The sequence below is a fragment of the Mycobacterium sp. SA01 genome (genome assembly GCF_041287105.1).
Classification (GTDB): Bacteria; Actinomycetota; Actinomycetes; order Mycobacteriales; family Mycobacteriaceae; genus Mycobacterium.
This window is the reverse complement of record NZ_JBGGNO010000019.1, coordinates 205,253-225,431: the sequence shown is the minus strand read 5'-3', so window position 1 is coordinate 225,431 and position 20,179 is coordinate 205,253. Positions and strand designations below refer to the sequence as shown.

Annotated in this window: 18 protein-coding genes and 1 tRNA gene; 8 read left to right on the top strand and 11 right to left on the bottom strand. The window is 65.7% G+C overall.

What is annotated here, in order from left to right:
- The first annotated feature begins 26 nt into the window (after nucleotides 1-26).
- Entirely contained in the window at nucleotides 27-2,123 is a 2,097-nt protein-coding gene (locus AB4879_RS17025; protein ID WP_370508531.1) for an ATP-dependent DNA helicase UvrD2, read from the top strand.
- Between the two features lies 1 nt (nucleotide 2,124).
- Here AB4879_RS17025 and AB4879_RS17020 read toward each other — a convergent pair whose 3' ends face one another.
- Nucleotides 2,125-2,553: a hypothetical protein gene (locus AB4879_RS17020; RefSeq protein WP_370508530.1), complete on the bottom strand. Its 429-nt coding sequence runs from the start codon at nucleotides 2,551-2,553 to the stop codon at nucleotides 2,125-2,127.
- Nucleotides 2,554-2,937: 384 nt separating this feature from the next.
- A complete protein-coding gene (gene tpx / locus AB4879_RS17015; RefSeq protein ID WP_370508529.1) occupies nucleotides 2,938-3,435 on the bottom strand; it encodes a thiol peroxidase in 498 nt (165 codons plus the stop codon).
- Nucleotides 3,436-3,712: 277 nt separating this feature from the next.
- On the opposite strand from tpx, the gene AB4879_RS17010 reads away from it, so the two are divergent.
- A complete protein-coding gene (locus tag AB4879_RS17010) occupies nucleotides 3,713-3,841 on the top strand; it encodes a hypothetical protein (protein ID WP_370508528.1) in 129 nt (42 codons plus the stop codon).
- A gap of 134 nt (nucleotides 3,842-3,975) precedes the next feature.
- The gene (locus AB4879_RS17005; protein ID WP_036340081.1) at nucleotides 3,976-4,245 is read left to right on the top strand and encodes a WhiB family transcriptional regulator; all 270 of its coding nucleotides are present in this window, start codon (nucleotides 3,976-3,978) and stop codon (nucleotides 4,243-4,245) included.
- Nucleotides 4,246-4,264: 19 nt separating this feature from the next.
- Here AB4879_RS17005 and AB4879_RS17000 read toward each other — a convergent pair whose 3' ends face one another.
- The 3 genes from AB4879_RS17000 to AB4879_RS16990 all read right to left on the bottom strand — a co-directional run bounded on the left by AB4879_RS17000 (nucleotide 4,265) and on the right by AB4879_RS16990 (nucleotide 7,904).
- Nucleotides 4,265-5,632, bottom strand: a complete 1,368-nt coding sequence (locus tag AB4879_RS17000) for an AarF/ABC1/UbiB kinase family protein (protein WP_102807420.1) — start codon at nucleotides 5,630-5,632, stop codon at nucleotides 4,265-4,267.
- 1 nt (nucleotide 5,633) lies between these two features.
- Nucleotides 5,634-6,440, bottom strand: coding sequence for a TOMM precursor leader peptide-binding protein (locus AB4879_RS16995; RefSeq protein ID WP_370508834.1), 807 nt, complete (start codon nucleotides 6,438-6,440; stop codon nucleotides 5,634-5,636).
- Nucleotides 6,441-6,524: 84 nt separating this feature from the next.
- Nucleotides 6,525-7,904: a zinc-dependent metalloprotease gene (locus tag AB4879_RS16990; protein ID WP_370508527.1), complete on the bottom strand. Its 1,380-nt coding sequence runs from the start codon at nucleotides 7,902-7,904 to the stop codon at nucleotides 6,525-6,527.
- Nucleotides 7,905-8,037: 133 nt separating this feature from the next.
- Here AB4879_RS16990 and AB4879_RS16985 point away from each other — a divergent pair, with 133 nt between their 5' ends.
- The 3 genes from AB4879_RS16985 to AB4879_RS16975 all read left to right on the top strand — a co-directional run bounded on the left by AB4879_RS16985 (nucleotide 8,038) and on the right by AB4879_RS16975 (nucleotide 13,087).
- The gene (locus AB4879_RS16985) at nucleotides 8,038-9,060 is read left to right on the top strand and encodes a PDZ domain-containing protein (RefSeq protein WP_370508526.1); all 1,023 of its coding nucleotides are present in this window, start codon (nucleotides 8,038-8,040) and stop codon (nucleotides 9,058-9,060) included.
- Nucleotides 9,061-9,163: 103 nt separating this feature from the next.
- Nucleotides 9,164-12,163, top strand: coding sequence for a UPF0182 family protein (locus tag AB4879_RS16980; RefSeq protein ID WP_370508525.1), 3,000 nt, complete (start codon nucleotides 9,164-9,166; stop codon nucleotides 12,161-12,163).
- A gap of 12 nt (nucleotides 12,164-12,175) precedes the next feature.
- Nucleotides 12,176-13,087 carry a ribonuclease Z gene (locus AB4879_RS16975; protein ID WP_370508524.1) on the top strand — a complete coding sequence of 304 codons (912 nt, stop codon included), beginning with the start codon at nucleotides 12,176-12,178 and terminating at the stop codon, nucleotides 13,085-13,087.
- Here AB4879_RS16975 and AB4879_RS16970 read toward each other — a convergent pair.
- A complete protein-coding gene (locus tag AB4879_RS16970) occupies nucleotides 13,084-13,713 on the bottom strand; it encodes a hypothetical protein (protein WP_370508523.1) in 630 nt (209 codons plus the stop codon). The two genes, AB4879_RS16975 and AB4879_RS16970, sit on opposite strands and share 4 nt — an antisense overlap.
- Before the next feature lie 173 nt (nucleotides 13,714-13,886).
- Between AB4879_RS16970 and AB4879_RS16965 the strand changes: the two genes are divergently transcribed.
- Nucleotides 13,887-13,963, top strand: a tRNA-Met gene (locus tag AB4879_RS16965).
- A 279-nt stretch (nucleotides 13,964-14,242) separates the two neighbouring features.
- Here the strand turns inward: AB4879_RS16965 and AB4879_RS16960 are convergent.
- Genes AB4879_RS16960 through AB4879_RS16945 form a run of 4 tightly spaced genes read right to left on the bottom strand, consistent with a single transcriptional unit; the run spans nucleotide 14,243 to nucleotide 16,991 of the window.
- Complete coding sequence (locus tag AB4879_RS16960) at nucleotides 14,243-15,670, bottom strand: hypothetical protein (RefSeq protein ID WP_370508522.1); 1,428 nt, start codon at nucleotides 15,668-15,670, stop codon at nucleotides 14,243-14,245.
- Nucleotides 15,667-16,209: a Mov34/MPN/PAD-1 family protein gene (locus tag AB4879_RS16955; RefSeq protein WP_370508521.1), complete on the bottom strand. Its 543-nt coding sequence runs from the start codon at nucleotides 16,207-16,209 to the stop codon at nucleotides 15,667-15,669. The genes AB4879_RS16960 and AB4879_RS16955 overlap by 4 nt, the downstream gene beginning before the upstream one ends.
- Entirely contained in the window at nucleotides 16,206-16,682 is a 477-nt protein-coding gene (locus AB4879_RS16950; protein ID WP_370508520.1) for a hypothetical protein, read from the bottom strand. The genes AB4879_RS16955 and AB4879_RS16950 overlap by 4 nt, the downstream gene beginning before the upstream one ends.
- A gap of 3 nt (nucleotides 16,683-16,685) precedes the next feature.
- Nucleotides 16,686-16,991 (bottom strand): hypothetical protein, encoded by a 306-nt coding sequence (locus AB4879_RS16945; RefSeq protein ID WP_370508519.1) that lies wholly within the window; start codon nucleotides 16,989-16,991, stop codon nucleotides 16,686-16,688.
- A 237-nt stretch (nucleotides 16,992-17,228) separates the two neighbouring features.
- Between AB4879_RS16945 and AB4879_RS16940 the strand changes: the two genes are divergently transcribed.
- A complete protein-coding gene (locus AB4879_RS16940) occupies nucleotides 17,229-17,864 on the top strand; it encodes an NUDIX domain-containing protein (RefSeq protein ID WP_370508518.1) in 636 nt (211 codons plus the stop codon).
- A 566-nt stretch (nucleotides 17,865-18,430) separates the two neighbouring features.
- Here the strand turns inward: AB4879_RS16940 and AB4879_RS16935 are convergent.
- Complete coding sequence (locus tag AB4879_RS16935) at nucleotides 18,431-20,158, bottom strand: SIR2 family protein (protein WP_370508517.1); 1,728 nt, start codon at nucleotides 20,156-20,158, stop codon at nucleotides 18,431-18,433.
- Between the last annotated feature and the right edge of the window lie 21 nt (nucleotides 20,159-20,179).

Sequence of the window (20,179 nt, the reverse complement as noted above, 5' to 3'; positions counted from 1 at the left end):
CCCCACCCCCTGCCAAGATGGAGCGCATGCCGGTGACCGTCGACCATCTGACCGGCCTCGACGACGAACAGCGCGAGGCCGTGCTGGCCGCCCGGGGGCCGTTGTGTGTGCTGGCCGGTGCCGGCACCGGTAAGACCCGCACGATCACCCACCGGATCGCGCACCTGGTCGCCAACGGTCACGTCGCCGCCGGTCAGGTCTTGGCGGTGACGTTCACCTCGCGCGCCGCTGGGGAGATGCGTTCCCGGTTGCGCGCCATGGACGCGCAGAACATGGGCGCCCCGGTCGGATCGGTGCAGGCGCTGACGTTCCACGCCGCCGCGCTGCGCCAGCTGCGGTACTTCTGGCCGCGGGTGGTCGGTGACACGGGCTGGCAGCTGCTGGACACCAAGTTCTCCGTCGTCGCGCAGGCCGCCAGCCGGGCCCGGCTGCAGGTCAGTACCGATGACGTCCGTGACTTGGCCGGCGAAATCGAATGGGCCAAGGCATCATTGATCAGCCCGGAGGGCTACGCCGCCGCGGTGGCCAAGATCCAGCGCGACATCCCGCTGGACGCCGCGAAGGTCGCGACCGTCTACGCCGGCTACGAGAAGCTCAAGGCCAACCGCGACGGCATCGCGCTGCTGGATTTCGACGACCTGCTGCTGCACACCGCCGGCGCGATCGAGAACGACGCGGCGGTGGCCGCCGAGTTCCGGGACCGCTACCGCTGCTTCGTCGTCGACGAGTATCAGGACGTGACACCGCTGCAGCAGCGGGTGCTCGACGCGTGGCTGGGCAACCGCGACGACCTGACCGTCGTCGGCGACGCCAACCAGACCATCTACTCGTTCACCGGCGCCTCGCCGCGCTACCTGCTCGATTTCTCCCGCCAGTTCCCCGATGCGACGGTGGTCCGCCTCGAGCGGGACTACCGCTCCACCCCGCAGGTGGTGTCACTGGCCAACCGGGTGATCGCGGCGGCGCGCGGCCGGGTGGCGGGCAGCAAGCTGCACCTGATCGGTCAGCGCGAACCCGGCCCGTCACCGACGTTCCACGAACATCCCGACGAGGTCGCCGAAGCGGCGTCCGTCGCGCGATCGATCAAGCGTCTGGTCGAATCCGGAACGCCCGCAGCCGAAATCGCGGTGCTGTATCGCATCAACGCGCAATCCGAGGCGTACGAGGAGGCGCTCACCGAGGCCGGCATCCCGTTCCAGGTGCGCGGCGGTGAGGGGTTCTTCAGCCGTCAGGAGATCAGGCAGTCGCTGCTGGCGCTGCAGCGGGCCGCTGAGCGCCAAACCGAAGGCCCGCTACCCGAGATCGTGCGCCAGATCCTCGAACCGCTCGGCCTGACCGGCGAACAGCCGGCCGGCACCAAGGCCAGGGAGCGCTGGGAGGCGTTGACCGCGCTGGCCGACCTGGTCGATGACGAGGTCGCCGCCCGCCCGCAGTTGGACCTGCCTGCGCTGGTCGCCGAGCTCAGGGTGCGCGCCGACGCCCGCCACCCACCGGTGGTGCAGGGTGTGACGCTGGCCTCGCTGCACGCCGCCAAGGGATTGGAATGGGACGCGGTGTTCCTGGTCGGCCTCGCCGACGGCACGCTGCCGATCTCGCACGCGCTGGCGCACGGCCCCGACAGTGAGGCGGTGGAGGAGGAGCGCCGCCTGCTGTACGTCGGAATCACCCGCGCCCGAATGCATTTGGAGCTCAGCTGGGCACTCGCCCGAACGCCCGGCGGCAGGCAGGGCCGGCGTCCGTCCCGGTTCCTCAACGGCATCGCACCGCAGACCCAGGCCGAGCCGACGCCGAGCCGGCCCCGCAGGCAGAAGGGCGCGACACCGCGCTGCCGGGTCTGCAACGCGGTGCTGAGCACGGCGCCGTCAATCATGTTGCGCCGCTGCGAAACCTGCTCGGTCGACGTCGACGACGAACTTCTCGGCCAGCTCAAGGATTGGCGGCTGCGGACCGCCAAGGAGCTGAAAGTGCCTGCCTACGTTGTCTTCACCGACAACACGCTGATCGCGATTGCCGAGTCGCTGCCCGCCGACGATGCGGCGCTGGTGGCGATCCCCGGCATCGGGGCGCGCAAGCTCGAGCAGTTCGGACCCGACGTGCTCGAGCTGGTGCGCGCCCGCCAGTAGCTCAGTGGCCGGGGCCGAAGTTGACCGTCCTGGTGGTGGAGTTGGTCCCGTTGTCCGCGATGCCGGGGACGCCGCCGCCGGTATAGCTGCTCACGTCGCCGACGCCGAGGCTGGCCGTACCGCCTGGGCTGTTGGTCGTGGCGGCGCCGGTATAGCTGGACGCGTCGCCGACCCCGACCGAGGCGGCCGCACAGTTCTGGTTCGTGATGCCGTCCGTGTACGGCATCGGCCCACCACACACGCTGTTGGACGTCGAGCCGCCGGTGTAGCTCGATGCGTCGCCGACGCCGGCGGACGGCCCGAAGCCCGCACCGGTGACGGCTCCTGAGTCGCCTTCGGCCGCGGCCGTCGCGATGGGGAATCCGACGAGTGAAATTGCCCCGGATACGACTACTGCTGCACCCATCCGGATAATTTGCCGTTTGTTCATCTTCAAGCACCTTTTCGTTGGTCTATTAGACGCGCACTCGTGGTACAAGCGCGAGGCTACGCCGCTTTAATCCCGACGCGGGCGCGAACGGACCGCGAGCGGGGTTTTTTCTCAATCAGACGGCGAGTGACCAGGGTGGTGAGTGGTCGCGGTGGTGCCTGCAGGCGCGATGAATCAGGCTGTGCGTGAGGTGATTTCGTGCGGTGTGAGTCATTCTTCAAGAATGGATGGGCAATCCGCGCGGGTCACGCGACTCATAGTGAAGACAAATGTGACAGGCACCGCCGCCGGCTGGTGCTTGCCGACGTCGGTGCCTGTCAGGCGGTGCTCAGTGCATCAACTCGGGGGCCACGCATCGGCCCCCGAGGTCATGGTTGTCGGGGATCAGCCGCCCAGTGCGGCGACGGCGGCGTCGTAGTCGGGTTCTTGCCCGATCTCGGGGACCAGCTCGGTGTAGGCCACCTTGCCGTCGGCGCCGACGACCACGACCGCGCGGCCCAGCAGGCCCGCCATCGGCCCGTCGGTGATCGTGATGCCGAAGTCCTCGCCGAAGCTGCTGCGGAACGCCGACGCGGCCACAGCGTTCTCGATGCCCTCGGCCCCGCAGAATCGCTTCAGCGCGAACGGCAGGTCCTTGGAGATGTTGACCACCGGCGCGCCGGTGGCTGCTGCGCGCTCATTGAACGTCCGCACGCTGGTGGCGCACACCGGGGTGTCGACCGAGGGAAAGATGTTGAGCACCAAGGCTTTTCCATCGAACTGGCTGCTGGCCAGGTCGCCGAGGTCGGTGCCGGTCAAAGTGAAGGCGGGGGCCTGGGCGCCGACGGCGGGCAGGTCTCCAACGGTGTTGATCGGGTTTCCACGCAGGGTTATCTGTGCCATGGGAATTAGTTTCTCAGGACCGGCGTTGCGGCTGCAGAGCGGGTCAGCCCCGGTGGCTTCGGCGGTTGTCCTGCCAGGACGTCCAACGAGGCTAAAACCGCAGGTCAGAAAATCGCTTGTAGCGAAACGGTGTTAGGGTTTAGCCTCTGAAACGAATCCTGAGCCGATCGATGGCTACAGGGCGGCGTGAGGAAAGGAGGGACCGACGATGATCAGCAGCACTACGAATTTTGGCGTAGCCGCAGTTGCGCGTCGTGCGTGGTCCTTCCGTGCCGTCATGGCGACCCCCACGCATCAGGCTTTCGCTGCTTACGCCGCCGACGCGGCCGCCGTTATTTCGGCGCAGCGTAAGCGTCGCGTCAACGCCGCCCCGACGATCGCGTCCGTGGACAGGAGCTTCATCTAGGAAAGCTCCCAGACACAGCCACTGGCCACGGACCCGAAGTCAAAGGATCCGTGGCCTTTGTGTTTCCACCCGATTCCTGGCCCGGATCCGAAGTAGAGATAGAGCCTTTCGACCAGGAAGCAGGTGAGCGAGACATGTCGACATCGACAGTCCGCGAGGAGAAACTGCCGGTGTTGCCGTGCCACGACGGGAATCCCGACTTGTGGTTCGCCGAGAGTCCCATGGAGCTGGAGCGCGCGAAGGTGCTCTGCGGGGACTGTCCGATCCGGCGGCAATGCCTTGCCGCCGCGTTGGACCGCGGTGAGCCGTGGGGAGTTTGGGGCGGCGAGATCATCGAGCGCGGCAGCATCGTGGAGCGCAAGCGGCCACGGGGGCGTCCGCGCAAGGACGTGATCGCGGCCTAGCGGGTCGGGTCCGAGCCGGCTAGTGCGCCGGCTCGGGCTCGACGAATCCTGGCACGAACTTCGCAGCCAGCTCCCGAGTCGGAACGTGGGCGTCGAGCTGACACGAGATCGCCACGGTCGACGCGATCACCCGCAGCGGGATTGCCAGTTTGGCCGGCAGATCCATCGCCCGGGCGGTCCTGATCTGCTCCGCTGAGACGTTCATATTCGCCGCTGCCATCTTCTGCAGCCACCGGCGGGTGTAGTGAAAGACGTCGACCTCGATGGGCTCGACGTACTGGCGCAGCATGTCGTCGATCTCGCGGACCGAGACCTGCTCACCTTTCTGGATGAAGCCGACGCGTTCCATCGCGGGCAGCAGTTCGTCGTACTTCTTGTCGCGGGCCAGACAGATGATCTGACCGATCTCGACGGGTAGTCCATCCGGCAGCGGGCCGACCGCGCCGAAGTCGATGACGCCCATCCGGCCGTCGGGCAGCATCATGAAGTTTCCGGGATGCGCGTCCCCGTGGATCATGCCGAGCCGTGCCGGTGCGTCGAAGGTGAGCTCGATAAGCCTTGTGCCACAGAGGTCTCGCTCGTCGGGCGTGCCATCCCGGATGATCTGCGCCATCGGGGTGCCGTCGATCCACTCGGAGATCATCACCTTCGGCGCGCTGGCGACCACATGCGGCACGACGAAATGCGGATGGCCTTGATAGGCCTTCGCGAAGGCGCGCTGATTGTCGGCCTCGAGCCGGTAGTCCAACTCCATCTCGGTGCGTTCGATGAGCTCGTCGACCACGCCCTCCACATCGGCGCCCGGCGCGAGTTGTTTGAACACACTGACCAGACGTTGCATGGTCTTCAGGTCGGCGCGCAGTGCCTCGTCGGCGCCGGGGTACTGGATCTTGACCGCCACCTCGCGACCGTCCGACCACACCCCCTTGTGCACCTGGCCGATGCTGGCCGACGCGACCGGGGTGTCGTCGAAAGACTGGAAGCGCTCACGCCATTTGGTGCCGAGTTGGCCGTCGAGCACGCGATGCACCTTCGCCGCCGGCAGTGGCGGAGCGTCCTTCTGCAGCTTGGTCAGGGCCTCGCGGTAGGGCTCGCCGAACTCCGGGGGGATGGCGGCTTCCATCACGGACAGCGCCTGGCCGACCTTCATGGCTCCGCCCTTGAGCTCACCGAGCACGGTGAACAACTGGTTGGCAGCCTTCTCCAACAGCTCGGCCTGGACCTCGTCTTTCGACTTACCGGTCAGTCGTTTGCCCAAGCCCAGCGCCGCCCTGCCGGCGAAGCCGACCGGGATGGTCGCCAGCTTGACGTTGCGGGCCGCGCGGCCTCGCTTGATGTCTGCCACCAGACCATCATCCCTGACGGCGGTCTCCTGGCAACCATGGATGTCAGCATTCGCAGCGTGGATGCCGTGACCAGCGGCGAGCCGTGATCGTGTTGTTACTCACATCGACCTGCAGGGTGGTGTTCAGGGTCGTCGGGGGAGCGCCGGCGGCTTCCTGTCCGCGCACCGCGGTGATGATGCGCTGCAACTGGCCGAGCGCGACTGCGGCGGTTGCTAGAACGGTCGGACGGTCGGCGGTACCGATCACGTCCCGTAGCTGAGCGGCCACCGCGGGCCAGGCGCCGTCCCGGTCGGTGCGGTGCAGGTCGGCGCAGGCCAGACAGCTCGTCACCCCGGGGATCACCAGCGGGCCGACCAGCCCGGCGCCGTCGCGCACCCGGACCGGCAGGTGCGGGACCCCGATGGTGTGCAGGTCACGCACCAGCCGGGGATCGGCCACCAGGTAATCGGTCAGCACGACCATGTCGGCGCGGGCCGTCGACAGCGCGGCGCCGGTGTGACTGGTCTGCGCGATCCGCGCCCCGGAACAGCGCAGCGCCTCGAGCAGAAGATCGGCCAGGGGGCCGCTGCCGTGCACCCGGATCGACAGTGCGCGCGCAGCGGTGGGCCGGGCCCGGCCGCGGACGACGCCGCGGGTTTCCAGCGCGTCCAACAGTTGGTCGAGGTTGTCGGCGAGTCCGTGCGTGGCGGCCAGTCGCTGCAGTTCGGGCTTGCCGAGCGGAACCTGCATGCCGCGCAGCAGGCTGGCCAGCGCGGCGGGTGTCACTCCGTCAGGTGGGCGAACCAGCACGGCGCGGCGGGGATCCCAGCCGACCTGCACCGCGTCGTCGGGTCGCAACAGCACCGGCATCGCCGGGTCGAGCGCGTAGAGCACCTGCCGACTGTGGCACCACGGGGGCGCCGCCCGGCTCAGCTATCCACAGGGCCGTCGGAACTACTTGTCGTCCTCCCCGGACTCCGTGGGCTTCTTGTCCTCGGCCTCGGCCTTCTCGTCTTCTGCTTTCTGGAACTCCGCGATCGCCGAGTCGATGTCCACGCCGCTGGTGTCCCCGCCGATGATCCGGTCGATGAAGCCGGCCGGCTCGTCGAGGTCGGCGGAGCTGGGCAGCAGATCCGGATGCTGCCAGACGGCGTCGCGCGCGTCGATGCCGACGGCGTCGGTGAGCCGCTCCCACAGCGCCGCGGCCTCCCGCATCTTGCGGGGCCGCAGTTCCAGCCCGACCAGCGTCGCGAAGGTCTGTTCCGCAGGTCCGGCGGTGGCCCGGCGGCGTCGCAGCATCTCCGAGAGCGCGGCGGTGCCGGGAATGCGTTCACCGAGTGCGGCGGTGACCACGGTCTGCACCCAGCCCTCGATCAGCGCCAGCATGGTCTCCAGCCGCTCGAGCGCCGCGGTCTGCTCCGGGGTGGCTTTCGGTTCGAACATGCCCTGGCTGAGCAGCTGTTCCATGGCGGCCGGGTCGGTCAGTGCGGCCGGGTTGATGCCCTGCGCCAGTTCCTCGAGGCCGCTGATGTCGATCTTCATGCCCTTGGCGTACGCCTCGACGGCGTTGAGCAGCTGGCTGGAGAGCCACGGCACATGGCTGAACAGCCGATGATGAGCCGCCTCGCGCGCGGCCAGGAACGTCATGACCTCGCTGCGCGGCTGCTCGAGACCCTCGGACAGGGTCTCGATGGCCTCCGGCAGCAGGGCGGCGACGCCGGTCGGTCCCAGCGGCAGGCCGATGTCGGTGGACGTCAGCACCTCGCGCGACAGCTTCCCGAGCGCCTGGCCCAGCTGCGAACCGAACGCCATGCCGCCCATCTGGGTCATCATCGCCATCAGGGGACCGGCCATCGCCTTGGCTTCCTCGGGCAACGACTGCGCCCATACCGACGAGATCTGCTCGGCCATCGGGTCGCACAAGCGCTTCCAGCGGTCCAGCGTGCCGTCGACCCAGTCGTTGGGGGTCCATGCGACGGCTTTGGTCGCCCCGGCGGGCAGCGCGGTCGCCCCGTCCAGCCAGGTGTCGGCCAGGTGCACGGCGTCGGCGACGGCGGTGCTGGTGGCCGACGGGATGGGAGCGACGAAGCCGATCGAGCTCGACGCGAGCTGGCGGGCCACGTCGTAGTTGACCGGTCCCGAACCGCCGGCCATCGGGTTACCGGCGCCGCTGAACATCTGGCCGAGCTTGGTGAAGATCTGACCGAGGTCGGCCATGTTGAAGTCGCCGCCGGCGAAGCCGAACGGGTCACCGGGGCCGGGGTTCGGATCCTTTTTCGGCTTGTCGCGGTCGGGGTCGTCTCCCGCGGAGAAGCCGAACGGCAGGTCAGACATGTCTCAACCGTACTCATCCTGGATCGCTGGCGCGTAACCGGCGATCACGCTGTCAGTGAACCGGGGCCGCCAGGGGCTCCGGCTATTTCCCCGGGTCGCTGCGCTCCTGCCCGCCGCATCTAATGTTGGCGGCGTGAACAGGCGGATTCTGACGCTGCTGACGGCGCTCGTGCCGATTGTCGTCTTCGGTGTGCTGCTGGCGGTCGTGACGGTGCCCTACGTGTCGCTGGGCCCGGGGCCGACGTTCAACACCCTCGGTGAGGTCGACGGCAAGGAGGTGGTGGCCATCGACGGCACCGAGACCCATCCCACCTCGGGGCACCTGAACATGACCACCGTCGCGCAGCGCGACGGGCTGACGCTGGGGCAGGCGCTGACCTTGTGGGTGTCGGGCCGTGAGCAGCTGGTTCCGCGGGATCTGGTGTTCCCGCCGGACAAGTCGCGCGAGGACGTCGAGAAGGACCAGGACGCTGACTTCAAGCGGTCCGAGGACAGCGCGGAGTACGCGGCGCTGGGATACCTGAAGTACCCCTCCGCGGTGCGGGTGGAGAAGGTCAACGATCCCGGGCCGTCGGCAGGCAAACTGCAGGACGGCGACGCGATCGACGCCGTCGACGGTAAGCCGGTAGCGAACATCGCCGAGTTCACCGCGCTGCTGAAGGCCACCAAGCCCGGCCAGGAAATCGCCATCGACTACCGCCGCAAGAACGCCCCGCCGGGCGTCGCGCGAATCACCTTGGGCCACAACCAAGATCGTGATTACGGCTATCTCGGGGTGGCGGTGCTCGACGCACCGTGGGCGCCGTTCAAGATCGATTTCAACCTGGCGAACATCGGCGGCCCGTCCGCCGGATTGATGTTCAGCCTCGCCGTCATCGACAAGCTGACCACCGGCGACCTGAACGGATCGAAGTTCATCGCCGGCACCGGAACGATCAGCGCGGACGGCAAGGTGGGCCCGATCGGCGGCATCACCCACAAGATGCTGGCTGCTCAGGAGGCCGGCGCGAGCGTGTTCCTGGTGCCCGCCGAGAACTGCGATGAGGCCAAGTCGATGCGTGACGACGGGATGGAATTGGTGAAGGTCGACACGTTGAGCACCGCGGTCGATTCGTTGCACGCGCTGACCTCCGGTGGGCGTCCGCCCAGCTGCTAGCTCATTGCTGCAGGACCGCATCGTTCTTGCGATGCGTAGAGTTGTGGCCGTACTGCTGCCTCGGCGCGGCGCGGCCGCCCGACAAGACTCAGGAGCCTGACAGGTGAGTATGCGGCCCGGCGCCAGGATGCCGAAGCTGACTCGGCGCAGCCGGATTCTGATCGGTATTGCGCTCACAGTCGTCGTGCTGTTGCTGGTGGGGCCACGATTGGTCGACACCTACGTGGACTGGTTGTGGTTCGGCGAGCTGGGCTACCGCTCGGTGTTCTCCACCGTGCTGGTCACCCGCCTCGTGGTGTTCCTGGTGGCCGCCCTGGGGGTGGGCGCGATCGTCTTCGCCGGACTGGCGTTGGCCTACCGCACCCGGCCGGTGTTCGTGCCGACGGTCGGGCCGAATGATCCGGTGGCGCGCTACCGGACCGCGGTGATGGCCCGGCTTCGGCTGTTCGGCTTCGGGATTCCCGTTGTCATCGGTGTTCTGTCCGGGGCGGTGGCGCAGAGCTACTGGGCACGGGTGCAGTTGTTCCTTCACGGCGGTGACTTCGGCATCACCGACCCGCAGTTCGGCAAGGACCTCGGGTTCTATGCGTTCGATCTGCCGTTTTACCGGCTGGTGCTGTCCTACCTGTTCGTCGCGCTGTTCCTGGCGTTCCTGGCCAACCTGGTCAGTCACTACATCTTCGGCGGGATCCGGTTGGCCGGCCGCAGCGGCGTCCTGAGCCGCCCCGCCCGTATTCAGCTGGTGGCCCTGATCGGCACGCTGGTGTTGCTCAAGGCTTTCGCCTACTGGTTGGACCGCTACGAACTGCTCAGCCACACCCGCGGTGGTAAGCCGTTCACCGGCGCCGGCTACACCGACATCAACGCTGTGCTGCCCGCCAAGCTGATCCTGCTGGCCATCGCCCTGATCTGCGCGGCCGCGGTGTTCTCCGCCCTCGTGTTGCGGGATCTGCGAATCCCCGCGATCGGCTTGGTGCTGTTGCTGCTGAGCTCGCTGATCGTCGGGGCGGGCTGGCCGCTGGTCGTCGAGCAGATCAGCGTCAAACCCAATGCCGCGCAGAAGGAAAGCGAATACATCAGTCGCAGTATCGCCGCGACCCGGCAGGCGTACGGGCTGACCAACGACCATGTGACGTACCGGGACTACAGCGGCACCGCGCCGACCACCGCGCAGCAGGTGGCCTCGGACCGGGCGACCACGTCCAACATCCGGGTGCTGGATCCCACGATCATCAGCCCGGCGTTCACCCAGTTCCAGCAGGGCAAGAACTTCTACTACTTCCCCGACCAGCTTTCGATCGACCGCTATCAGGGTCCTGACGGGCAGTTGCGCGACTATGTCGTCGCCGCCCGCGAACTCAACCCGGACCGGTTGCAGGACAACCAGCGGGACTGGATCAACCGGCACACCGTCTACACCCACGGCAACGGCTTCATCGCTTCGCCGGCCAACACGGTGCGCGGAATCGCCAACGACCCCAACCAGAATGGCGGTTATCCGGAGTTCCTGGCCAGCGTGGTCGGGGCCAACGGCAACGTCGTCTCGCCCGGCCCGGCACCGCTGGATCAGCCGCGGGTGTACTTCGGCCCGGTCATCTCCAACACCGCTGCGGACTACGCGATCGTCGGCAAGAACGGCGCCGACCGCGAGTACGACTACGAGACCAACACCGAGACCAAGAACTACACCTACACCGGCGCCGGCGGTGTGCCGATCGGCAACTGGCTGACGCGCAGCGTGTTCGCTGCCAAGTTCGCCGAGCGGAACTTCTTGTTCTCCAACGTGATCGGCAACAACAGCAAGATCTTGTTCAATCGCGACCCCGCGCAGCGGGTCGAGGCGGTGGCGCCGTGGCTGACCACCGACAGCACGGTGTACCCGGCGATCGTGAACAAGAGGATGGTGTGGGTCATCGACGGCTACACCACCTTGGACAACTATCCGTACTCGGAGTTGACCTCGCTGTCGTCGGCCACCGCTGACTCCAACGAGGTGGCCGTCAACCGGTTGGCGCCGGACAAGCAGGTGTCCTACATCCGCAACTCGGTCAAGGCCACCGTCGATGCCTACGACGGCACCGTGACGCTCTACGCCCAGGACGAGAGCGACCCGGTGCTGAAGGCGTGGATGGCGGTGTTCCCGGGCACGGTCAAGCCCAAGAGCGACATAACGCCGGATCTGGCTGCGCACCTTCGCTATCCGGAGGACCTGTTCAAGGTTCAGCGCATGCTGCTGGCCAAGTACCACGTCGACGACCCGGTGACGTTCTTCTCCACCTCGGATTTCTGGGACGTGCCGCTGGACCCCAACCCGACCGCCAGCAGCTACCAGCCGCCGTACTACATCGTCGCCAAAGACCTTGCCCGCAATACCGATACGGCGTCGTTCCAGCTGACCAGCGCGATGAACCGGTTCCGGCGGGACTTCCTGGCCGCCTACATCAGCGCCAGTTCCGACCCCGACACGTATGGCCGCATCACGGTGCTGACCATTCCGGGTCAGGTCAACGGCCCGAAGCTGGCGTTCAACGCGATCAGCACCGATACGGCGGTCAGCCAAGACCTCGGCGTGATCGGCCGCGACAATCAGAACCGAATACGGTGGGGCAATCTGCTGACCCTGCCGGTCGGGCAGGGCGGCCTGATCTACGTGTCGCCGGTGTATGCCTCACCGGGCAGCAGTGATGCCGCGTCGTCGTATCCGCGCTTGATCCGGGTGGCGATGATGTACAACGACAAGGTCGGCTACGGCCCGACGGTCAGCACCGCGCTGGACGGCATCTTCGGTGCCGGCGCGGGTGCGACAGCCACCGGTCCGGCCCCGGCCAGTCCACCTGGCGGTCAGCCACCGGGCTCCCGACCGCCTGCTGCTCCGGCACCGGCGCCGGGCAGCGCGCCTGAGGTGCCGACGCCGGTGGCGGGGGTGCCGGCCACGCCGGGTGTCCCGACGACGTTGTCGCCGTCGAAGTCTGCGGCACTGAACGACGTCGAGACGGCGCTGGGCGCGGTGCAGGAAGCCCAAAAGAACGGTAACTTCGCCGATTACGGTGATGCGCTGCAACGCCTCGACGACGCGATGAAGAAGTACGAGGCCGCCAAGTAGCGAAGGTGCCGCATGCGTGAGTTGGTAGTGCTCGGCACCGCCAGTCAGGTGCCGACCCGCTACCGCAACCACAACGGTTACTTGCTGCGCTGGGACGACGAGGGCATCCTCTTCGATCCCGGCGAGGGCACCCAGCGCCAGATGATGCTGGCCGGGGTGTCGGTCAGTGCGGTGAACCGGTTGTGCCTCACGCATTTCCACGGCGACCACTGTCTCGGGGTGCCCGGCATCATCCAGCGGGCGTCACTCGATCAGGTGGATCACCCTCTGGTTGCACACTTTCCGGCATCAGGCCGCGAATACTTCGACCGGTTGCGGCACGCCTCGGTGTTCTATGACCGGGTGGAGGTGCGCGAGCAGCCGGTCTCTGCCGACGGTGTTGTTGCGATCGGCCCGTTCGGTGTGCTCGAAGCTGCCGCGTTGGAGCATTCGACCGATGTGTTCGGCTACCGGCTGGTCGAGCCGGACGGTCGGCGATTCATTCCGGAGTTGTTGTCCCGCTTCGGGATCAGCGGGCCGTTGGTGGGTGAGTTGGAACGCGCGGGATCGCTGCGGGTGGGGGACCGGGTGGTCGATGTGGCGCAAGTCAGTGAGCCGCGGCCGGGGCAGCGGTTCGCGTTCGTGATGGACACCCGGCTCTGCGATGGGGTGTACGCGCTCGCCGACGGCGCCGACATGTTGGTGATCGAAGCGACGTTCCTGACTGAGGACGAGGATCTGGCGCACCGGTACGGGCACCTGACGGCGCGGCAGGCGGCCGCGGTGGCGTCGGAGTGTGGGGTGGGCACACTGGTGCTGACGCACTTCTCACAGCGCTACGTCGGCGCCGCATTGCGGTACGCCGAGGAGGCCGCCGCGGTGTTCTCCGGCGAGCTGGTGGTGGCGGAGGATCTGATGCGGGTGCCGGTGCCGGCGCGCCGTTAAGGCGTGGGCAGACCGACGCGCAGGGCGATGGCTTGCTTCTGGCCGACGTTGGTGACGAAGTCGGCCGCGGCGGGCTGGCCGGGCAGGCCGTCGAACTCGATGCGCGCCAGAGTGGAGCCCTCGGTGAACAGCAGGACGCTCACTGACTTCTTGCCGTCGGGGGAGTTGCCGGCGACCACGGTGCCGCCGGTGCCGACGATCGAGGGCTGCGGAGGGCCGGGCGTGACGGCCTTCTGCAGGCTGGCCTGGGCCTCGGCGAGGGCGGAGGGTCCGGCGGCGGGGTTGTCGAGGGCGACCAGCAGGATGCTGACGGCCTTGGTCTGCTCCTCGTTGACGAACAGCACCTCGGCGCCGGGCCGGCTGTCCGGGTTGGGGGTCGGCGGCTGGTCGACGAAGGCGTCGCCGGTGGCGGAGATGTCGCCGGCCTGCAGCAGCAGGCGGGTGTAGTCGACGGGGGCGGCCTTGGGCTTGGTGCTCGTGGTCGCCGTGACACCCGGCAGAGCGGGTACCGACGCGGCGGGTTTGCTTGTGTCCAGGCCCGATTCGTTGTCACAGGCTGTCGTACCGAGGGCGACCGCGGCGACCATCGCGGCCGCGGCGAAGCGGCGGGTGTGTTTTCGTTTCATCTCCAACGAGCCTGTCGACTTCCGGTCTGAGACGCAAGTGAATACCGGGGGCGTGTGACGAACTCGTGACGGCGGGCTCAGCGTTCGTGACATCGTTCCCAGGGCAACGAATATGCCTCTGAGCACCCGATTTGGAAGCACTGGTCGACGTTGGGTAACGTTGCGTTCACCGACGCGGGGTGGAGCAGCTCGGTAGCTCGCTGGGCTCATAACCCAGAGGTCGCAGGTTCGAATCCTGTCCCCGCTACCAGCGGAAATGGCCCTCAGAGACCTCTCTGAGGGCCATTTTCATGCCATTTGGGAACATAAATGGGAACATAAGGCTGTCTAACTACCGGCTGGGAGCAGCCTAAAATGTGGTCAACGGGCGCTGAAGCAGGGGTCTTGGGCTGAGAGACGGAAGTTTGCTCGCGGTCAATACGGCGGCGTTGTCACATGCCGAAGGAGAACCCATCTCTCCGGACGGCATCGATGAATAACCGTTTGCGTGGGCAGATGGCGCAGTCGGCCGCTCACCCCGCGGGCACCGCTAGTTGGTCACGTCCAGTTGGTCGTGTTGTCGCGGTTGATCTGCCTGGATGATGCCGCGCGCCCGGGCCGGGAGAGTGTGGGGGCAGTGTGCTGGGTGTACCGACCCGCGGAGTTGGACTGCCCGCTCAAAGCACATACGCCAGTGGTTGTGACGACCCTTCAGGAGTGGATGGGTTGGAGACAGCTGCTGAAGGGCTGTCGTCAGCATCAAGCCAGCTGCTGCTGAGAGAAACGGTAGGGCGGCGTCACCGGATTCGGGTCCGGGCTCAGTCGGGCCGGTGGAGCAGAGAAATGTGGCCGAGGCGTTGTGCGGTATGCGACATGCTGGGCAATCGTCGACGTCTGGCAGGTGTCGGTGCAATTCGGCTGTCCAACTCGGGGATGTTGTGGCGTGCAGCAGGATGGGCTCTCCACGGGAGGCCGCATCGGCCCGAACGCCGCGTTCGTTGGCCAGAATGAGTGTCAGGTCACTTCTCGGCGGGTCGGTCTGGGACCACTCGTCGAACCATGTCGGCACAGATTCCGCGGCGATCATCGCCGCGAGTACATCGGCCTTCGCGCGTGGTTCAGCGCCCGGTAGGCCAGCAGGCCATCCAGCGTCGGCAGCGCTCATACCGAGGCAACGGTTGGTATTGGACACATCTGCGATGTCCCCGTCCACCGTGCGCCATTTTCCAAGGTGGCCGAATTCTCTTGCCCACCAGGCAAATCCGTGAGCTACTGCGCCCGCGCCGATGATGGTGACGTCGCCGACATCGAGCGGGCCGCTCACGCTGGTGATCCCGACCCCGTCGAACGGTGTCAAGGAGTCCACTTCACGGCGGGGACCGACGATCGCACTGGCGCGTTCGGCAAGGTTCACTACGCACGACAGAACCTCACGGCCGTGGCTGAGGTGGAATACTGCTCCCGCGGCGAGGCACGCGGCGGTCGCCGCACCCAGGACGTCGGCATCGCCAGCGCCCACGCTGACGACGTCTGCTTCACTCGATAGCTGCGCACGCCCGCCCGACCAGCCGACCCGCACGTCGCAGTCGTCGCCGAAACCGCCGCCCAGGCTGACCGATACGACCTGGGCGGCGTTCTGAAGGTCGATTTCTTTGGTGTCGGTGCGCGTCCCGTTGATTATCAATAGCGCAGCTGGGTTGATGGCGAACACCATCCGGCAGAGGGCTTCTTCGATGGAGGAGGCCGCGATCATCGGTGCGGCAAGCAACGGCGCTGGAGTCAACTGGACGGTGATGTGTCGATGGGTGCGCGCGACCATGTTCGCCAGCGCCAGTAGCGCCACTTGGCCGGGGCGGGTGGTGCTCGTAGCAGTGGCGATCAGGTTCACGGTCACTTGCAATGCTTGTTCGCTGCCGCCGTACTGGACGGTGCGGGCGTCGCGTGCGCTGTAAAACCGGGCGATCTGTTCGGCATTCACCGTCGCGCCCCCTGCTCGTGTGTCGGCGCATGTGCGGTGGCAGGCACGATCACCATCGTGTCGTCGCCTTGCACCTGTACCCACTGGCCGTTCTGATATTGATGAAGTCCCACGCCATTGCCCGCCGCGATCACGCTGGCGCCGTAGGTTGCGACGACCAGTGAAAACATTCCCTCGAAGGGCATCAAGATGAGTTGGTCATCGCCGTCGGAGTGTCGGGTGTCCGTTCCGGGATGGCTGTGTACTTGCGCGATGACACCGAGCCCGAAATTGCGGGCGGTGCGAGACGTGGCGGCGACGGCCGGCTCGTCGAGCAGGACATAGTCGGGCCCGGTGCGGGCGTCGGGGCAGACCATCGCCATCACGATGGAGGTGGAGCCGACGGTCCTGCCTAGCCAGAGGACTAAGCCCTCGTGGGGCCCGTCTGGTCCTCGGCTCGATCGGAGGGCCCGCGTGGTCGGTTCGATGACTTGCTCGGCGACGAGGAGTCGGCCCCTCGCCGGGGCAACGGGTAACGGTGTGTGGCGGTGGACGGTCATGCGGCGATCGCCCGGCTAGCCGACAGGTGCAACGCGAGGGTCGTGAGCATGTCAGCGAGGGTGTGTGCCTGCGTGACTCCGCCGGTCACAGTCTTCCACCCGGTGAGGTCGCCCCAGTCGTTGTGCGGCCCGCCGTGCACGGCGTAGGCCAGCCTGTTCCACGGCGCGCAGATCACTCCGTTGGGATGGAAGATCGAGCCGGAGAGACCTGCTCGGGAGCCGGCGACGGGAAACGCTGCTGACGCCGCGTGACCTGTGCCGTTCAGACAGGTCCATGCCGGTGGTGTTGCCGGATAACCGGTCAAGTCGGCGCAGAACACGATCACTGTCTGGACAACAGGGTGGACAGTGGCAGCGCTCAGTCTCAAAGAGGGTGCGTCGGCCTCAATCGTCCAACCGCGGCGCGATGCCCACGCCGTCACCGCAGGCATTTCTGCTGCGAGAACGGCGCGGGTGATCGTCGCGGTGCTCACGGGCTAGACCCCGCCACCGACATCGACAAGTTCCAGCAGCTGATTGTTGTGGACATGCGCTGCGTGCAGCGAGACCGTGCGGTCCAAAACATCGTCCGTACTGGTCTGAAAGGTGTGGTTGCCGGGTGCATAACCGAAGTCGCGGGCAACCTGCTCGGCGGCCGCGCCGACCGTGGTGGTCCTGTCGAAGACGAAGGTGCGTTCTTCGGGGTCGCGCGGTGCGAACACGCGCACTTCCAGCCAGTGCTCTCGGGTCTGTGCACCTTTGTCGCTGCTGGTGCGGTCCTCAGTGATGTGCTGCTCGGGCATCTATTCCTCCTGAGAGTGAGTACTTACGATCGTGGGATCGCTTACCGATATCAGTATCGGTAAGCGACCGGAAAAAGTCAAGGACGTCTTCTCGCGATTGGTCGACCACTGGATCGTTTGGGGCCGTAGAGTGGGCCGATGCACCCGGATAGCAGTGATCTCCCGCCGCCATCGCAAACGTTCACCGAGTGGAGTGCGGGCTACGATCCGAACGAGTGGGCCGAAGATCGTCAGATGATGGCCACCGACGTCGTGGTGGCGAGCGTGATCGACAACTCGCTTTCGGTCCTGTTGATCAGGCGCACCGAATGGCCGGAGTACGGCAGCTGGGTTCTGCCTGGCGGCTTCGTGCGGCGGGATGACCGATTCGACGATGCGGCGCGGCGCGTCTTGGAGACCAAAGTATCGATCGATCGGCGCCGTCCACTAACCCGATTAAATTTCTTCGACAACCCGAACCGGGACCCACGCACAAAAGTTGGCTCACTGGCGTATCTGTGTCTGGCTGGGCCGTCCGAAGTCGCCCTCGCCGCCGAAGCGCCGTACCGGACTTTGGGAACAATCGTGGGCGACAAGGTTCAGGTCAACGGTGAGTACGTCGAATTAGGATTCGACCATGGCGAAATACTCGCGTACGCCTGCGATGAGATGCGGCGACGCGTTCAGGCTGACACGCTGTGGATAACGCCAGCACTTTCTGACGACGGTACGTTCACCGTCGCGAGCCTCAACCGCGCAAGGGTCACGCTCGGACTGGGCATGACCGAGGATGCTCTCCGGCGTCGGATATCGGGTGATGGACGGGTTACCGCGGACGGTTGGGTCGACTCCGGTACCGGTAAGCCTTCCCGCCTGTACACCACCCAGTTGTGAATGTGCCAGTGATGCGGGGCGAGGGTTTGAGCGTGTCTTGTCGACCCAAGGTGTGGGCATCGACTCCGGTGGGCGGATTCCCGACGCCGGCAATTCCTCTAACCGGGGCGTCGCTCTGATGTTGCTGGGCCGGGAGCGGCGCCTACCATGGCAAGGAGACCCCCGTCGTTGGAGCGCTCGCAAACCAGTCTGGCACCGATCTAGCGATAATCCGGACCGACCGACTGGGAGGCGGCATCCTGAATATGTCGAGGGCCCGATAACGTTGGGGGACGTATGGCATCACGGCTACCGATACGGGTTGGATGCGAATTAGGTATGAGTGGTAACGAGAGCTAGCGGAATACGATGACAAAACGCACTGGATCGAGCGCGCAGCGTAAGGAAGAGCCCGCGTCGCCACGCACGGCCGCGCCAGCGCTTGAAGGCTTGGGGATCGGCACTGGCCTGACGTCGACTCTGCGAATTGATCGGCGCGACCAGCATCTAAAGGCGATGTTCGCAGCCCAGCTAGGGCGCGAAATGGCCCAGCGCCAGGCGTTGCTCGAACGCTCCCATGGGACAGATCACCCTGAGTAGGTGCTGTAGGTCTTCTTGCTGAGGCCAAGGCTCATCTGACCTATGTGCCTCATGCGACGGACGCACTTGTCCAGCAGTGCTGGCTGCGACGCGTTCAGATGCGACTCTTCGGCCATCGAGGCAAGGGTGACGGCCCCGACAGCGTTGCGTCCGTACCCGACCGATACCGAGATCGGTACCGCAAGGAAGGTCCGCCACCGGCTGACGTGCGGGTTGTCCACCGAGGACTGGGCCGTGACTTCGCCGGCGTCGGACAATCGCGGGTGACCCTCGATCAGCGCACGTACCGCGGGGTATGCGCACTCCCGGGTGATCTCCGCGATTGGCGATGTTGCTTCCAGATAGTCGATGTCCCCGTCGTCCCACTGGCTACGTGGCCACCCTGAACTCGCCCACAACCTCATCGTCCGCCGCTGTTCAGATGGGTCCCAAATGCACCAGAGCTCGACTTTCAAATCCTCTTTTCGTCCGGTGGCTTCCAGAATATCTGCCGCCAACTCCGTCAGGAACAGACGAAGATAGCGATCCAAAGCGCGTCGACGCGCGCGATTCCGATAACGCGTGTGGTACCAATCGTCCCACCAAGCACTAAGGCGATCCCAGTAAGGTGAGACAATAGCCTTCGGGCGCTGCGGACCCCAAAGTTGACGGTACATGGAGCAATCGAGTTCGTCGCAGAATTGAGCGACGGAGGAGTAGAAATCCGGAACGAGCAATTCGACGCCAAGAGCTTTCATCCGCGCCACTTGCTGTTTGCAAACAGATTGCGTCTCTTCGGCATTGAGCTCCTGGTGGGTCTGTTCCTGGATCGCCGGAATGGGCAGGAGCGCTACCCGGTGGTAAAGCGTGTCTGACTGTTTGCCCTCGGTCTGAGGAGTGGTGTCCTGCAGGGCAGCTATCAGCGGGGGATCTGTGAGACTGGCGCCGAGAATGAGAAGCGGTGTGTACTTAAAGGTTTCGTATAAAAGCGTCGATACCGCCGACCGGGACTTCGCGTAGTCGATTTCCGTAAAAGCTATGTCGCCGCGTGCTGGTTCTGTCGGAGACGTGGAAATGCGGCCATGCAGGTAGATGAGACTAAGGGCGTCAGCTTCTGCGGGCATCTCGTCGTCGCCTAAGCAGTAAATCGCCAGCTCCGGTACTGAATCTGATAAACCGAAGCGCTCGAAGGATTGGACAAAAGACTCCCGCTGCTCAGAAACGTTCGCTTCAAGAAGCGTGTCATAGTTTGTGGTGATGATGCGGGTCTTCATGCCATTGACCGCACGGACTAGAGCGACGGTCGCAATCCCTCGAGCCAACTCGCCGCCGTTCCACCGCGCACCGGGATACAGACTATAGCCAATGCAGGATATTAATGCGTCGTTCGCCTCGTTTTGATCGAAATTTTCGCCGGTGGCTTTTTGGAAATGTTGAAGAATGGCTGTCGCCGCTTCGAGTGGATTGATCGCGGTACCCAGCATTCTGATATCCGTGTCGTTCACGATATTGTTTGCTCTGACAATGGTGCTCATAGCCACTCGGTGCACTAATTGGCTCCAGCTCAAGCCCCCTTGATCGATTGTCACGCCGGCACCCGCGTAGATCGTTAAATCAGGGGCGGCCGCAAGTTGGTCGATCAAACGATTGGTGCGATGCCTTTTGAAGAACGGACTGGGGTCACGGCGGTAGCTGCGCCCCGTCGTTGATTGTGCGCTCTCATCTGATGCCTGCATCGCCCACAATGCCTTATCTCA